Annotated in this window: 14 protein-coding genes; 9 read left to right on the top strand and 5 right to left on the bottom strand. The window is 64.7% G+C overall.

What is annotated here, in order from left to right; genetic code table 11:
• Positions 1 to 272 precede the first annotated feature (272 nt).
• The 3 genes from SC1_RS05255 to SC1_RS05245 form a co-directional block, all read right to left on the bottom strand.
• Positions 273 to 1,001 carry a rhodanese-related sulfurtransferase gene (locus tag SC1_RS05255; RefSeq protein WP_083435692.1) on the bottom strand — a complete coding sequence of 243 codons (729 nt, stop codon included), beginning with the start codon at positions 999 to 1,001 and terminating at the stop codon, positions 273 to 275.
• A gap of 119 nt (positions 1,002 to 1,120) precedes the next feature.
• On the bottom strand, positions 1,121 to 3,133 hold the full coding sequence (locus SC1_RS05250; RefSeq protein ID WP_062178520.1) for a GMC family oxidoreductase N-terminal domain-containing protein: 2,013 nt from the start codon (positions 3,131 to 3,133) through the stop codon (positions 1,121 to 1,123).
• A gap of 455 nt (positions 3,134 to 3,588) precedes the next feature.
• Positions 3,589 to 5,682, bottom strand: a complete 2,094-nt coding sequence (locus SC1_RS05245) for a malate synthase G (RefSeq protein ID WP_062178517.1) — start codon at positions 5,680 to 5,682, stop codon at positions 3,589 to 3,591.
• A 195-nt stretch (positions 5,683 to 5,877) separates the two neighbouring features.
• Between SC1_RS05245 and SC1_RS05240 the strand changes: the two genes are divergently transcribed.
• On the top strand, positions 5,878 to 6,153 hold the full coding sequence (locus SC1_RS05240) for a WYL domain-containing protein (RefSeq protein ID WP_238586582.1): 276 nt from the start codon (positions 5,878 to 5,880) through the stop codon (positions 6,151 to 6,153).
• Between the two features lie 3 nt (positions 6,154 to 6,156).
• On the opposite strand, the gene SC1_RS05235 is transcribed toward SC1_RS05240, so the two are convergent.
• Positions 6,157 to 7,332, bottom strand: a complete 1,176-nt coding sequence (locus SC1_RS05235; RefSeq protein ID WP_062183611.1) for a GGDEF domain-containing protein — start codon at positions 7,330 to 7,332, stop codon at positions 6,157 to 6,159.
• A 193-nt stretch (positions 7,333 to 7,525) separates the two neighbouring features.
• On the opposite strand from SC1_RS05235, the gene SC1_RS05230 reads away from it, so the two are divergent.
• The 8 genes from SC1_RS05230 (at position 7,526) to SC1_RS05195 (ending at position 14,342) form a co-directional block, all read left to right on the top strand.
• Positions 7,526 to 8,737 (top strand): hydrolase, encoded by a 1,212-nt coding sequence (locus tag SC1_RS05230; RefSeq protein ID WP_062183607.1) that lies wholly within the window; start codon positions 7,526 to 7,528, stop codon positions 8,735 to 8,737.
• Positions 8,734 to 9,747 (top strand): arginine N-succinyltransferase, encoded by a 1,014-nt coding sequence (locus tag SC1_RS05225; protein WP_062178511.1) that lies wholly within the window; start codon positions 8,734 to 8,736, stop codon positions 9,745 to 9,747. Before SC1_RS05230 ends, SC1_RS05225 begins: the two co-directional genes overlap by 4 nt.
• Before the next feature lie 3 nt (positions 9,748 to 9,750).
• On the top strand, positions 9,751 to 11,001 hold the full coding sequence (locus SC1_RS05220; protein ID WP_062178508.1) for an N-succinylarginine dihydrolase: 1,251 nt from the start codon (positions 9,751 to 9,753) through the stop codon (positions 10,999 to 11,001).
• 6 nt (positions 11,002 to 11,007) lie between these two features.
• The gene (locus tag SC1_RS05215) at positions 11,008 to 11,676 is read left to right on the top strand and encodes a spermidine synthase (protein ID WP_062178503.1); all 669 of its coding nucleotides are present in this window, start codon (positions 11,008 to 11,010) and stop codon (positions 11,674 to 11,676) included.
• Between the two features lie 261 nt (positions 11,677 to 11,937).
• Positions 11,938 to 12,897: a DUF5996 family protein gene (locus tag SC1_RS05210; protein ID WP_062178500.1), complete on the top strand. Its 960-nt coding sequence runs from the start codon at positions 11,938 to 11,940 to the stop codon at positions 12,895 to 12,897.
• Positions 12,894 to 13,196, top strand: a complete 303-nt coding sequence (locus SC1_RS05205; protein ID WP_062178497.1) for a UBP-type zinc finger domain-containing protein — start codon at positions 12,894 to 12,896, stop codon at positions 13,194 to 13,196. The genes SC1_RS05210 and SC1_RS05205 overlap by 4 nt, the downstream gene beginning before the upstream one ends.
• A 98-nt stretch (positions 13,197 to 13,294) precedes the next feature.
• Positions 13,295 to 13,540 carry a hypothetical protein gene (locus SC1_RS05200; RefSeq protein WP_370568710.1) on the top strand — a complete coding sequence of 82 codons (246 nt, stop codon included), beginning with the start codon at positions 13,295 to 13,297 and terminating at the stop codon, positions 13,538 to 13,540.
• 46 nt (positions 13,541 to 13,586) lie between these two features.
• Positions 13,587 to 14,342, top strand: a complete 756-nt coding sequence (locus SC1_RS05195; RefSeq protein WP_062178494.1) for an alpha/beta fold hydrolase — start codon at positions 13,587 to 13,589, stop codon at positions 14,340 to 14,342.
• On the opposite strand, the gene SC1_RS05190 is transcribed toward SC1_RS05195, so the two are convergent.
• A complete protein-coding gene (locus SC1_RS05190) occupies positions 14,293 to 15,336 on the bottom strand; it encodes an alpha/beta fold hydrolase (protein ID WP_062178491.1) in 1,044 nt (347 codons plus the stop codon). The two genes, SC1_RS05195 and SC1_RS05190, sit on opposite strands and share 50 nt — an antisense overlap.
• Between the last annotated feature and the right edge of the window lie 56 nt (positions 15,337 to 15,392).

Here is a 15,392-nt window from a genome sequence, read left to right as displayed (position 1 = left end):
TTCGACCGATTGCGGACCTCTCTCCTTTCGTCACCCCGGACTTGACCCGGGGTCCCGCTTGAGGTCCAGGCCGGTCGATGCGCAAAGAAGCGGGATCCCGGGTCAAGCCCGGGATGACGAAGGTAGGAAAATGCCGATAGAGATGTGCACCCCGGCGAAAGCCGGGGCCCAGAATTCCAACGCTGACTTTGCGCTTTTCCGCACTGGGCCCCGGCTTTCGCCGGGGTGCACAAAGGGCAGCTCACCACCCCAATGCAGCAGCAACCGCCAGCCTATTCCTTCTCGCCGACCTCGACGAGGCGATGCCCGACACTCACCCGCTCATCGAAGACGAAGCAACTGCCGTGCCAGCGGCTTTCCGCCTCGGGCACCTGTTCGAGATAGGCAAGAATGCCGCCCTTCAGATGGACGACATCCTCGACGCCTTCGTGGCGGAGGAATGCGGTCGATTTTTCGCAGCGGATGCCCCCGGTGCAGAACATCGCGACACGCTTGCCCGCGAAGCGTTCTGCATTCGCGCGCCACCAGTCGGGGAAGTCGCCGAAGCTCTTCGTTTCGGGATCGATCGCGCCCGCGAAGCTGCCATAGCCAACCTCGAAGCCGTTGCGCGTATCGATGAGCACCGTATCGGGGTCGTCCACAAGCGCATTCCAGTTGGCGGGATCGACATAAGGAGCGGCCTCGCGCGCGGGGTCGAGCCCCGGCACTTTCATCGTGACGATCTCTTTCTTCAAGCGCACCTTCATCCGCTGGAACGGCATATCGGCGGCGGTTGAATATTTGACGTCGAGTTCGGCGCAATCGGGCAAAGCGCGGATATGATCGAGAACGGCCGCAATCCCGGCCTCGGTCCCCGCGATCGTGCCGTTGATCCCTTCGCGCGCAAGAAGCAGCGTCCCCTTCACGCCCTCTGCGGCGCAAAGGTCGATCAAGGGCTGACGCAGCGCGGCGGGCTCGTCGAACGACGCGAAGCGATATAGAGCGGCAACGGTGAAGGTCATAACGGCGGCCGCCTTAGACAAAAGCTTTCGTCATTGCGAGCGGAGCGAAGCAATCCAGGGCGGCTTACACACGCGCTGGATTGCCGCGTCGCCTTCGGCTCCTCGCAATGACGCAGCTTTTACCCGAAAGGATCGTGCCGCCCGGTCGCGTAATGCGCCATCGCCATCGTCGTCCATTGCGCGTTGACGCGGATGCAGCTCGGAAAGACGCTGGCGTCGGTCACGAAGACATTGGTCGTGCCGTGAACGCGGCATTCGGGATCGACAACGCCATATTGCGGGTCTTCGTTGATCGCATTGCCGCCGTGCGGGTGGCTGCTGGAAAGCGTCACATCGTCCTGCTCGCGGATCGCCGCCTCGAAGAAGGCGTCGACGTCGATGTCGGACGTGATCTTTTGCCCCTTCGCAAGCGCCGGATAGCATTCGAGCGCGCCAGCGGCGAAATGGACTTTGGTCAGCGTTGCCATCGCGCGGCGGAGCATCGGGAGGTCGTCGTCGACGTCGAGGCGGAATTTAAGCTTGCCGTCGACGATCTGTCCGCGCCGGTCGGCCGGAAAGAGGATGCCGGCCGAATGGATGCGGCCGAAATTCTTCATCCGCTCCGAATGGTCGGCGAACCAGCCGGGCATCAACGAGGCCATCGACATCGGTGGCTGGAAATGGCTTTCGAGAAGGAAATCGCCGCAGTCGACATAGCTCGACATCTGATCCTCGTCCCACGCATCGCCGCCGACGCCATCGGGCATGAGCGCGACCACGGGCGACGCGACGTTGAGCGAAACCTGATAGCCAGTGCCGTCGATATCGCTGCGATCGAGCAGCTTCGACGAGGCGATCGTGCCCGCCGCGACAACGACGCCGACGCGCGCACGGACAAGGCGGTTCGAACCGTCGGGCAGGATGAGCTTCACCGCCTCCGCCTCGCGCCGGCCGTCGGCGGCGGTCTGCCACATGATCTGCTGCGCCTTGGTATTCGGCAGGATGCGCGCGTGCCGATCATGGCACGCCTTGGGCAGGTAGGTCTGCGCCACCCCCATGCGGCGGCCGTAAGCGCAGCCCGAATTGCAATAGCCGCAATAAGCGCAAGCCGTCGGCGTGTTCGGCGGACCGAAATTCTTGTCGAACCAATCGGTGACCGCACGCTTGTCCATCGCATTGTCCGAGGCGTCGGCATAGGCGTGCCAGCCGTTGATCAGATGCGGGCCGTTGTGGCGGCCGCTACGCGGCTCGATCCGCGCGATACCGAGCATGTCCTTCACCGCGTCATAGCTGTCGTGAAAGGCCGCGGCGTCGACGGGTGCGCCGATGCTCGCCCATTTCGCTAGGACGTCCTTTGCATCGGGGTGCGTCCGCCCGGGCTCGTTGACGCGCAAACATATCCCATTGTTGATCGTCGAAGATCCGCCGACGCAGCGGCCCTGGAAAACGACGAAATCGCGGTTGGTCGTCGTCTGGACCGCGCCATGTTTGTAAAGCTTTGCGATCATGTCGAGTTCGTGATGCGTAATCGCGTGGCTGGGATAAAAGGGGCCCGCCTCGACGATCAGCACCTTATAGTCCCAGCCCGCGATATTATAGGCCGCGACCGCCCCACCCGCGCCCGAGCCGACGACGATCACGTCATATTCGTCCTCGAGACTGGCGGCATCGAGGATATAGGCAGGATCGATCTCGCGCCCGCGGATCGGCGCGAGCGGCATGTCCTGGCTACCCCGCTGGCGGAATTTTGGCAGCGTGAAGCCGATCTGCCGGTGAACGGGATTGGCGGCGTTCGCATCCTGATCCCCAGGTTCGAGCCCCGGCTGCCAATGGCCATAATAGCAGGCGTAGATGATGCCGCGCAGCCGGCCCATGTCCTGAAACAAATCGATGCTGCTGTCGCGCAATCGGTCGTCGATGCGCTCGACGCGGGTTTCGACATCGACCGCGGCGAACATGGGGCCGAGCACGATTTCGGTCGCGGTCAGCGACAGCCGAATCTCGTCGAGCTTGGTGCCGCCGACCTTCCCAAACAGTTCGGCGACATTGGCGACGACCTGATCGGGCGTGATGGCCATTTCGGCGCCGTGAAACAGCGCCTCGGTCAATGCCTTCAAAAATTTGAGCTGCCCGAAATTAAACGGTGCCGTCATCGCCCTGCCCCCCCGATTGCGCACGCATCAAAATGCCGGATTATAGTGGGCCTGGGCAAGCTGTATTGTATCGAAACGGCGGGAATGGGGTGGGGAGCGGACATTCCGTCACCCACTTCCGTCATCCCGGGCTTGACCCGGGATCCCGCTTTTTGACGCACTCACTGGCTTCGACCTCAAGCGGGACCCCGGGTCAAGCCCGGGGTGACGAGGATGTGGAGGGCAGCAACCGGTCGTCAGCAGTCACTCTGTTCCGGCTCATGCTTCAACCAGCTACACCGCGCCCTCGAACACATCCTCAACCCAATGCGCGCGCGCCGCATCGTCGCGCGGCGAAGCGAGGTAGCGGATAGTGGCGATAGGCGGCGTCGACGGCGGTGGACATAGGTGGCCCCTTTGATTTGTTCCACTTATGTTCTAGTCGCCATCGACAGCCCCGGCAATCCTCTTTTGCGTCAGCCCGCCTTTTTCGCTTGCCGATATTTGTGGAGCAGCGGTTCGGTGTAGCCCGACGGCTGGGTCACACCCTCGAAGATCAGCGCGCGCGCAGCTTGCCAGGCGATGCCGTCGGGAGTCAGCTTTTCGTAGAGCGCGTCGCCCGCATTCTGCGCATCGACCTTTGCCGCCATGCGCGCCAGCGCGGCGTCGACCTGTTCGGGGGTGCAGACGCCGTGGAGCAGCCAGTTGGCAAGTGCCTGGCTGGCGATGCGCAATGTCGCGCGGTCCTCCATCAGGCCGACGTCGTCGATATCGGGGACCTTCGAGCAACCGACGCCCTGATCGATCCAGCGCACGACATAGCCGAGAATGCCCTGGCAATTATTGTCGAGCTCGCGGGTGATTTCCGTCTCGCTCCAATTGCGGCCGGTGGCGACGGGGATGTTGAGCAGGCGGTCGAGCGAGGGCACCGCCTCGCCGGCGATTTCCTTCTGACGCGCGAAGACGTCGACTTGGTGATAATGCAGCGCGTGGAGCGTCGCGGCGGTCGGCGACGGCACCCATGCGGTGTTCGCGCCGCTCTTCGGATGGCCGATCTTGGCGTCGAGCATCGCTTTCATGAGATCGGGCATCGCCCACATGCCCTTACCGATCTGCGCCTTGCCGCTGAGGCCGCACGCAAGGCCGATGCGGACGTTGCGGTCCTCATAGGACGCGATCCAGTCGCTCGCCTTCATCTCGCCCTTGGGGATCATCGGTCCCGCGCGCATCGAGGTGTGGATTTCGTCGCCGGTGCGATCGAGGAATCCCGTGTTGATGAAGACGATGCGGTCCTTCACCGCATGGATGCAGGCGGCGAGGTTCGCGCTGGTGCGGCGCTCCTCATCCATCACGCCGACCTTCATCGTGTGGCGCGACAGGCCGAGCATGTCCTCGACGGCGTCGAACAGCCGGTCGGTGAAACCGCATTCCTCGGGCCCATGCTGCTTGGGCTTCACGATATAGATGCTGCCCGCGCGGCTGTTCTTCAGCGTGCCGAGACCCTTGAGGTCATGGAGCGAGCAGAGGCCGGTGATGACCGCGTCGCAGAGCCCCTCGGGCGCTTCGGCGCCGCCGGCGAGCTTGATCATCGGGGAGGTCATGAGATGGCCGACGTTGCGCACGAACATCACGCTGCGGCCGTGGAGCGTGATGGCCTCGCCCGACGGCGAGGTCCATTCGCGGTCGGCCTCCATCGCGCGCGTCACCGTCTGCCCGCCCTTGGCGAAGCTTTCGACGAGGTCGCCGCGCATCAGGCCGAGCCAGTTGGTATAGCCGAGCGTCTTATCCTCACCGTCGACCGCGGCGACCGAGTCTTCGAGGTCGATGATCGTGGTCAGCGCCGCTTCGAGGATGACATCGGCGATGCCCGCGGGGTCGGTCTGTCCGATCGCGCTGCTGGGATCGATCGCCAATTCGATGTGCAAGCCATTGTGCTTGAGCAGAATACCGCCGGGCTTGCTGGCGACCCATTGCGCGGGGTCGGCGAGCGCGGGCTGTCCGCCCTGCCAGTCGGCCCAACTGCCCGAGGCGAGCGGTACGGCTTCGTCGAGGAACGCCTTGGCACGCGCGATCACCGCCGCGCCGCGGGCGGCGTCGTAGCCGCCGGGCTTTGCCGGCGGCGCGTCGAGCGCGTCGGTGCCGTAGAGCGCGTCGTAGAGGCTGCCCCAGCGCGCATTCGCCGCGTTGAGCGCGAAACGCGCGTTGAGCGCGGGCACGACAAGTTGCGGGCCCGCCATCGTCGCAATCTCGGGATCGACATTCTGCGTGCCAATCTGGAACGTAGCGGGTTCGGGGACGAGATAGCCGATCTCGCGAAGGAACGCCTGATAGGCCGCGGGGTCGTGCGCCTGTCCCGCACGCGCTTCGTGCCAGGCGTCGATCTGCGCCTGCAAATCTTCGCGCTTCGCCAGCAAGGCCGCATTTTCGGGTGCAAATTTGCCGAGCAAGGCCGCGAAATCGTTCCAGAATTTGGCGACGTCGAGCCCGGTCCCCGGCAGCGCGCGCTGCTCGATGAATTCAGCGAGACGCGAATCGACGGACAGTCCGGAACGATCGAGATATTCAGTCATGTAGCACCCTCTGGTCGGCGCGCCTGCGCCAGTGAATCCGGGGAGGAAAGGGCCGCCGCGCTATGCCGCGATTGGTTTCAATTGGCAATGGAGCTTTCCAAACCTGTTCGTATATATTATGCTGCAACGCACAACATAATAAACTCCTCCCCAAGAACGATCCTGGAAACCATGGACGACACACGACTTAAACTGATGGAAGCCATCGCCCGCAAACGGCTGGTGACGGCGCATTATAATGGCCAGGTTCTGACGCTGGCGCCCCACCTGTTGTTCGAGCGCCGCGGCGACCTGTTCATCAGCGCACTGAACCTCAACAAGAGCTGGCGATCGGACGAAGAGCCGCGGCTTGGCCATTTCAAGCTCGGCGGCCTCGCGTCGATCGAGCTTAGCGAAGACGAATTCGCTCCCCTGCCCGGCTTCGAACCCGCGCCGCCGCGCGAGGAAGACACGCCGCTGCTCGCAGTCTGAAATTCAGGCAGCGCCGAGGGCGGCGGCGGGCGCGAGCTCGCCGATCGCGACCCGCACCTGATTCCGCCCGCCGGCTTTCGCGCGATAAAGCGCTGCATCGGCGCGGCGTGACAGATCGAACAGCGAATCGTCGGACGTGCGCTGGGCGACGCCGAACGATGCCGTAAAACCGCGGTCGACTCCGAGCACGGGTAGCTGCGCCGAGGCAAAATGTTTGCGCACCGTCTCTGCATAGAGGCGGCCGTCGGATAGCAACGCATCGGGGAGCAGAACGGCAAACTCCTCGCCCCCGATCCGGCCGACGATTGCACCTGCCGGCGCCGCGTCGACGAGCATCGCCGCGAAATGCGCGATCACCCCATCGCCGGCGGCATGACCGAAGCTGTCGTTGATCTTCTTGAAATCGTCGAGGTCCGCCGCGACCAGCACCGCAGCGTCGCTGCCGCGGAGCAACGCCAGTTCGGCATGATGTTCGAAACCGCGACGGTTGAGCACGCTCGACAGCGGATCGGTTTCCGATCGTGCGACCATCTCGGCCGTCGTGTCGCGCATCATGACGAGCAGCATGACGAGCGCGATCGCCATCAGCGTGACGACGCTCCCGCTCTGCGAGATGGCAGCATAGGTCGTCGCCATATAGCCCTGCGGCGCGCTTGCCGTGCCGATCGCCGCGGCGATGAAAGGCTTGGCGACATAGATGGCCGCCGCGACGATCTGGAGCGCGATCAGCAACAGGTCGAGCGCCTGACGACGGCGCGATCGCCAGATCACCAGCCCGAGCAGCACCTGCATGGCGAAGTAAGGAATCTGATAAAGGGTCAGCCGCGGCGTCGAGCCATAGGTCAGGCTGAAGATCGCGGGCACCGCAAGGATCGTCGCAACCCAGATCGCGGCCATCGCCGTCCACGGCGGCGGCGCGCGGTAATGACGGGCGACGCCGATCAGGGCGAAGCTCAGAGCGAGCAGGAATACCAGGAATATGCCGATCCCCACCGGGGTAGGATCGACCTGCCGCGGCAGAAGAAATTCAAGACCGACATAGACGATCCCCATGCCATAGCCCGCCGCGAGCCACCCGGCGCCGCGCGCGGTCCGGTTCGTCGCCGCAACCACGGCGAACGCAACGGCGAAAATGCCGGCGACAGACATGTTGATGCCAAGCACAAAGGCGGCGGTCATTGATCCACTCATCATCTGTCCGGCCAGCGTAGGAAGCGGGTCCCGAACTTTCGGTTAATATATTGCGATTCGGGATAATAAACGCGTCCCTCTAGCCGGATATGACGCCGGTCACAGTGACATACCGTATCGCATCGACAAAATAGCCGGCCCGGGGGTGCAAAAGGCGTTCGCCGCTCGCTATAGCCACAAGATGGTCAGTCTTACCGCAACTGAAAATGCCGCACTGGAGCGTGCCGCCGACGCGCCGATGCTGGCACAGGTCGAGAAATGGGCGGCGATCAACAGCGGCACCGGCAATCTGGCGGGATTGAAAACCGTCGCGGGCGAGCTGGCCGATGCCTTTGCGATACTCCCGGGCGATGTCCGGCTCGTCGCCGCCGATCCGGTCGAGAGCGTCGACAGCGCCGGCACCGTCAATACCATCCGACGCGGCGACCATCTGCACGTGCGCGTACGGCCCGAGGCGCCGGTGCAACTGCTGCTTACCGGGCATATGGACACGGTATTCGCCGCCGACCATCCGTTCCAGACGTTGAAATGGCTCGAAGACGGTGTGCTCAACGGTCCCGGCACCGCCGATATGAAGGCGGGCATTTCGGTGATCCTCGCGGCGCTCACCGCACTCGAAGCGTCGCCGCTCGCCAGCCGCGTCGGCTATGATGTGATGATCAACAGCGACGAGGAAACGGGGAGCCAGGCGTCGGCACGGCTGATCGCCGAACTCGCGAAGGGCAAGACTGCGGCGCTGACTTATGAACCCGCCCTGCCCGACGGCACGCTCGCCGGTGCGCGGCCGGGAAGCGGCAATTTTTCGGTCATCGTCCACGGCCGCGCCGCGCATGCCGGGCGCAATCCGCAGGACGGGCGCAACGCGCTGCTCGCTGCCGCCGACCTCGCGCTGCGGCTCGGGGCGCTCAAGTCCGATACTCTGAAGGTCAATCCGGCGAAGATCGATGGCGGCGGGCCGAACAATATCGTTCCCGACAGCGCTATCCTGCGGGTCAATATGCGCCCGTCGACGCCCGATGCGATGGCGGCGGCCGAGGCAGCGATGCGCGACGCGATCGCCGCCGTCTCGCGCGAACATGATGTGCATTGCCATGTCCATGGCGGCTTCAACCGTCCGCCCAAGCCGCTCGATGCGGCGGCGACGCGCCTGTTCGAACTGGTGCGCGATTGCGGCGCCGCGCTCGGCCTGCCCCCGATAAGCTGGAACGCGACCGGCGGCGTGTGCGACGGCAACAATATCGCCGCGTGCGGCGTGCCGGTGGTCGACACCATGGGCCCGCGCGGCGGCGCGATCCATTCGTCGGACGAATTTCTGATCGTCGACAGCCTCGCCGAACGCGCGAAGCTGTCGGCACTAACCATGACAAGAATAGCGGAACGGGGGACTGTGTGAATTATGTGATCCGGGCGGCCAAGCCGGGCGACCTGCAGAGCATTTACGAAATGGCGAAGCTGACCGGTGGTGGCTTTACCAATCTGCCCCCTGACAAAAAGGCGCTGTCCGCCAAGCTTGAACGCACCGAAGCGTCGTTCGCGAGCGACAAGGAATATCCGTCGGACGAGCTGTACCTGCTCGTTCTCGAAGATATGGATAGCGGCGAAGTACGCGGCACTTGCCAGATTTTCGGGCAGGTCGGCCAGCGCTGGCCTTTCTATTCCTATCGCATCGGCACCGACAGCAAGCATAGCGAACAGCTCGACCGGACCTTTCACGCGCAGGTGCTGATGTTGAGCAACGACCTTAACGGTGCGAGCGAGGTGGGCGGACTGTTCCTGCACCCCGCGGCGCGTGCCGGCGGGCTTGGGCTGCTGCTCGCGCGTTCGCGCTATCTGTTCATCGCGCGCCACCGCGCGCGCTTTGGCGACCGTATCCTCGCCGAACTGCGCGGGGTGATCGACGAGGCGGGCGGATCGCCGTTCTGGGATGGGGTCGCAGGCAAATTCTTCGGGATGAATTTCCAGGAAGCCGACCAGTTCAACGCGGTCCACGGCAACCAGTTCATCGCCGATCTGATGCCCAAGCATCCCGTCTATATCGCGATGCTGAGCGACCATGCACGCAGCGTCATCGGGGTGCCGCACCCGACCGGGCGCGCCGCGATGCGCATGCTGGAGAACGAAGGCTTTGCGTTCGAAAATTATGTCGACATCTTTGACGGCGGCCCGACGATGACAGCGCGCACCGATCAGGTCGCGAGCATCCGTGACGCGAAGCATATCGAGATATCGGCGATCGCCGGCGCCGACGACCTTGGGGGCGAAGATGCTCTGGTCGCGACGGGACAGCTCGCCGATTTCCGCTGCTGTTTCGGCAAGGTCGGCGGGGGTTCGACGATCGATAGCGAGTCCGCAAAATTGCTGGGCGTCGGCAAGGGCGGCGAGATTAGCTGGATCGGCCGCTGAACCATGCTCACTGAAATCAACTTCGACGGCATCATCGGCCCCAGCCACAATTATGCCGGGCTCAGCCGCGGCAATATCGCATCGGCAAGCAATGCCGGCGACGTGTCGCAGCCGCGCGCCGCGGCGCTGCAAGGCATCGAGAAGATGCGCCACAATCTGGCGCTTGGCCTGCCCCAAGGTTTCTTCATGCCGCTGGATCGCCCCGACGCGCCTTGGCTGCAGACGCTTGGCACGACGCCCGAAGGCGCCGAGGAGCATTTGCGTGCGCAGGCCTGGTCGGCCTCGTCGATGTGGGCGGCAAACGCAGCAACCGTTTCCCCCGCTCCCGACAGCGCCGACGGCAAATGCCACCTGACCGTCGCGAACCTCGTCACCATGCCGCACCGCAGCCACGAATGGCCGGGCACGCTGGCGCAGCTTCGCCTTGCCTTCGCGCACCCCGCCTTTGCAGTGCATACGCCGATCCCCGCGCCGTTCGGCGACGAGGGCGCGGCGAACCATATGCGGCTGTGCAGCGGACATGATGGTGAGGGTGTCGAAATCTTCGTCTATGGCGTCGGTGGCGGCCGCTTTCCAGCGCGCCAGCATCTCGACGCGTCGAAGGCGATCGCGCGCAACCACCGGCTCGACCCGGCGCGCACGCTGTTCATCCGTCAGTCGGATACGGCGATCCAGGGCGGCGCGTTCCACAACGACGTCGTCGCGGTCGCGAACGAGCATGTGCTCTTCACCCATGAAACGGCGTTCGAGGATCGCGACGCCGCACATGCCGAAATTCGCGCGGCCTTCCCCGCAGTCGAGATCGTCGAGGTTCCCGCGAGCGCGGTGAGCCTGCCCGATGCGATCAAATCCTATCTGTTCAACGCACAGCTCGTCAGCCTGCCCGACGGGGGCGGCATGGGCCTGGTGCTGCCGACCGAGGCGCAGGATACGCCCGCGGTTTGGAACTGGCTGGAGGCGCATGTCGCGGGCAACGGTCCGATCCGCCGCCTGCTGCCGGTCAACGTCCGCCAGTCGATGGCGAATGGTGGCGGGCCCGCATGCCTTCGTTTGCGGGTCGTTGCCGATCCTGCAACGGTCGACCCGCGTTTCATTGCCGACGATGCGAAGCTCGACCGGATCGCCGATGTTGTGGCGAAGCACTGGCCCGAAGCGATCGCGCCCGGCGACCTCGCCTCGGCGACGCTGGCGGGCGACGTGCGCGCGGCGCGCGCGGCGCTGCTCGAAACGCTCGACCTCGGCGAGTTGGGCTGAAGCCGCTTGCAGGTTCGCGAACTAGTCGACACGGCGCAAATCCCGGGAGGCGACGAACTGCGCCTGTACCGGCGCGGCGGTGATTTCATCATCGCAATCGGCGGCAACGAGCTGATGAACAGCCGGATGAGCGGGTCCGAGGAGGCGCTCGCCGTGATGAGCTGCGAGCGGCTGCGGAGCCCGGACGACGCGCATCTGCTGATCGGCGGCTATGGCATGGGCTTTACCCTGCGCGCGGCGTTGGCGGCGCTTGGTCCGTCGGCGCGCATCACGGTGGCCGAGTTGGTCCCCGCGATCATCGACTGGGCGCGCGGACCGATGGCGGAGCTGGCCGCGGGATGCCTGGACGATCGCCGCGTCGAACTCGTCGTCGGCGACGTCGCGGCCGCGATCGCCGAAGGGCGCAGCCGCTATGACGCGATCCTGCTCGATGTCGACAATGGCCCCGACGGGCTGGTCCGGCAGGCGAACGACGGCATATATTCGGCCGCGGGGCTCGCGTCGGCAAAGGCGGCGCTACGCCCCGGCGGCATATTGGCGATATGGTCGGCGGCGCCCGACCCGCGTTTCATGCGGCGTCTTATGGCGGCGGGGTTCCGGGTCGACGAGGTCACGGTGCGCGCGCGCAGCAACGGCAAGGGCGCGCGCCACACCATCTGGTTTGCGAAAGTGTAGGTCGGGCGGTTCGCCCGATTGCTGACATACTCTGTCATCGTCACCCCGGACTTGATCCGGGGTCTCGCTTGATGTCGAAGCTAGTGCGCGCGCAAAAAGCGGGATCCCGGGTCAAGCCCGGGATGACGGGCGTGGGTGAGTGAACATCAGCTCTCCACCCCAAACCGACATCGGTAAATCCCGCCACTGGCCCATCACGTGCCAAGCCGCTAAGCATCTTGGCAAGGGCGGGACTCTAATCCTTTGGCGAGGAGAGCCGAGATGTCATCGAGCGAGGGACCCGCGATCTGGCCCGATCTGTGCTGGGCCGACTGGCGCGACACGGCGATCACGCTGCAGCTATGGACGCAGATCGTCGGCAAGATCCGCCTGTCGCTGACGCCCTGGCTCAACCACGGCTGGCAGGTCCCGCTCTATGTCAGCGCGCGCGGGCTGACGACATCGCCGATCCCCGTCGAGCATGAACTGCTCGAGATCGAATTCGACTTCATCGTCCATCGGCTGATCTGCCGCACCAGCACGGGGCAGGAACGCGAACTCGTCCTCGAACCGCGCAGCGTTGCCGATTTTCACGACCGGCTGCTCGGGCTGCTCGCCGACCTGGGCATCGCGGTACGCATATATGGCGTACCCAATGAAGTGCCCGACCCCATCCCCTTCGCGCGCGACGAAAGCCACGCGAGCTATGACGCCGATGCAGCGCATCGTTTCTGGCGCGCGCTGGTACAAGTCGACCGCGTGTTCAGGCTGTTCCGCAGCGGCTTCCTTGGCAAGGCGAGCCCGGTGCATTTCTTCTGGGGCAGCTTCGACCTTGCGGTCACGCACTTTTCGGGCCGCGCGGCGCCGCCGCATCCGGGCGGTGTACCGGGGCTTCCCGACGCAGTGACGCGCGAGGCCTATTCGCACGAAGTCAGCAGCGCGGGCTTCTGGCCGGGCGGCGATACGTTCCCCGAGCCGGCCTTTTATTCCTATGCCTATCCCGAACCGTCCGGGTTTCGGGACTATCCGGTGCCCGCCGCGGCACGCTTCGATGCCGGCATGGGCGAATATATTCTGCCCTATGAAGCGGTGCGGACGGCGGCGTCGCCGGATGCACTGCTCCTCGATTTTCTGGAAAGCACCTATGGTGCGGCCGCCGATGCCGCGCGCTGGGACCGCGCCGCGCTAGAATGTCCGATGGGAGCACCGGCGCGGGTGCGCGAGACAAAGGAGGATGCATGACGGGCTGTTCGCACGAAAACGCGATCCAAGAGGTCGTCCCGAGCGCCAAGGGGTGCGAGGAATGCCTGCGTACGGGCGGCATCTGGGTGCATCTGCGCCTGTGCCGCACCTGCGGCCATGTCGGCTGCTGCGACGATTCGCCCGCACGCCACGCCCGCGCGCATTTCCACGAGACGGCGCATCCGATCATCGAGGGCTATGATCCGCCAGAGGGGTGGGGCTGGTGCTATGTCGACGACGTCGTCGTCGCGCTTCCCGGCCAGACGCCGCAGATCGGACCGATCCCGCGCTATTTTTAGGCACCCTTCCCTGTTCTGTCGGATTAACTTACAATTTACCATAAGCCCGGCGCGCCGAATCACGCATTTGCGCCAGTGGCACGACGCTTGCTTAGGCTATGGTGATGCTGAAAAAGATCGGACGCCTGTTCGTCATCAAGACACGCTTCGAAGCGTGCCTCATCATTTATGCGCTTGCCGTCGGGGCGATGGCGCGCGGCGCGAACTATATCCACGAATATCCCGGCACCGGCGGCAAGCTGCTGCTGCTCGCATGCACCGGATCGGTGTTCCTTGCGGGCGCAAAGATTTTCGACTGCCTGCGCTATGAGCAAGCCGCGGAGGCGGCGCGACAAGCGGAGTAGATCAGCGGTCTTTCGCCGGTCATCCAGATATGCGAAGGCATCGGCCATGAGCAGGATCAGCGGCCGGCCGGCCATCCGCAGCGAGCATGTTTACGGCCTCAGCCTGCGCGTCGCGCGCTGGCGCGAAGGCGCGCCTGGTACGCCCTTGCTATTCCTCAATGGCATCGGTGCCGACCTGGTCGCCGCCGCACCGCTGCTCGCGCAGATTACCGGTCGCGAAATATGGACGCTCGATATGCCCGGCGTCGGCGGCTCGCCTGACGCGCTGCTGCCTTATGCCGCGCCGACGATCGCGGCGGTGGTGATGGAGATTGCCGATCGCCTTGGCCACAGGACAATCGACGTCGCCGGTTTCAGTTGGGGCGGCGCGCTGGCGCAACAGGTCGCGATCCAGTTCCCAGGACGCGTGCGCCGGCTGGTGCTGATGGCCACAACACCGGTCATGGGTGCGCCTGGAATCGGATGGGCGGCTATGTTCGATCACGACATGCTCGCGAGCGGGCTCAAGATCCAGACCGCTACTCCGCTAGGCATCGCATATCAGAGTGCCGCAATGATCGGATGGAGCAGCATGGCGTTTCTGTCGGGGCTGAACAAGATTCCGACGCTGGTGCTGATGGGCGAACAGGACGGCGTAATGCCCGCCTGTTATGGCGAGATGCTTGCCGAGCACATCGACGGCGCGGTGCTGGAAGTCGTGCCGGGTTCGCACCTCTTCCCCTTCACCCACGCCGCAGCCATCTCGGCGCGAATCAGCGCGTTTCTGGATCAGGCGCCGACGGGGCAACAAGCCGCCGCGTAAGAAAGTCTGCGATCGCATTCGCGGTCGCGTCGGGCGCCTCTTCCATCGGCAGATGGCCGATGCCGGGCAGGATCACGACTTCCGACCCCGCGATGCGCTCGTTGAACGTCTTTGCGGCGCTGGGGTTGATCAACCGGTCCTTGTCGCCAAACAGGATCAAGGTGGGCGCCTTGATCTCACCTACCCGCGCCGCCATCGCCGGTTCACGGTCCATCCGCGCCCGCAGCACGGTTGCCGCCCGATTGCCTGGAAAACGCAGCAATTCCCAATAGCGGTCGATCATCGCGTCATCGACGATCTCCTGCTTCTCGACCGACCCGCGCAGCGACTGTTCGACGAGCATCCGTGGCGTCACCCGCGTCGCGAGCCAGCGCCCGAAGGGATATTCGAGAACCCGGAAGCCGACATTCGATTCGGGCCGTTTCTCACCCGGCCGCAGCGGCATCCCCGCGGCATCGATCAGCAACAGCGCATCGACGCGTGCGGGCTGCGCAAGTGCGTAGCGCCAGGCGACCCAGCCGCCCATCGAATTGCCGCCGAGGATGAAATGATCGAGCCCAAGCTTTGCCGCGACGACATCGACCGCATCCATCATCCCCTGCGCCGAATAATCGGTGTCGGGAATCGCGCCGGTCAGGCCGTGCCCGGGCAGATCGAGCGTGACCACGCGATAGGTCTCGCCGAGCCGCTTCACCAGCGGTTCCCACGTATGCAGGCTGGCGTTGGCGCCATGGATCAGGATGATCGCCCGATCGCCGCGCTTGCCCTGATCGCGGTAGTGGATGCGCTGTCCCGCCGGGCCGGCCACGAAAGCGCCAGCGGGCCCGCTATATTTGGCGATCATCGCATCACGGTCGGTGTCGGGCGTCAGGAGCAATAGGAAACCGACGACGATCGTAACGAGCAGCGCGAGTGGGATCAGTACCCGCTTGCGGCGGAAGAACGGGCGCCGCGGTGGCGGCGGCGGGTCGAAATCCATGTCGTCAGCGATCATCACGCCCCCCTCTAGGCTCGAGCGCGAACCTAACGAACAAGTCGGGTGGGTCAATC

The organism is Sphingopyxis sp. C-1, assembly GCF_001047015.1.
Lineage (GTDB): Bacteria > Pseudomonadota > Alphaproteobacteria > Sphingomonadales > Sphingomonadaceae > Sphingopyxis.
Note: the sequence above shows the minus strand (reverse complement) of the source record. Positions and strands in the feature narration are given on the sequence as shown.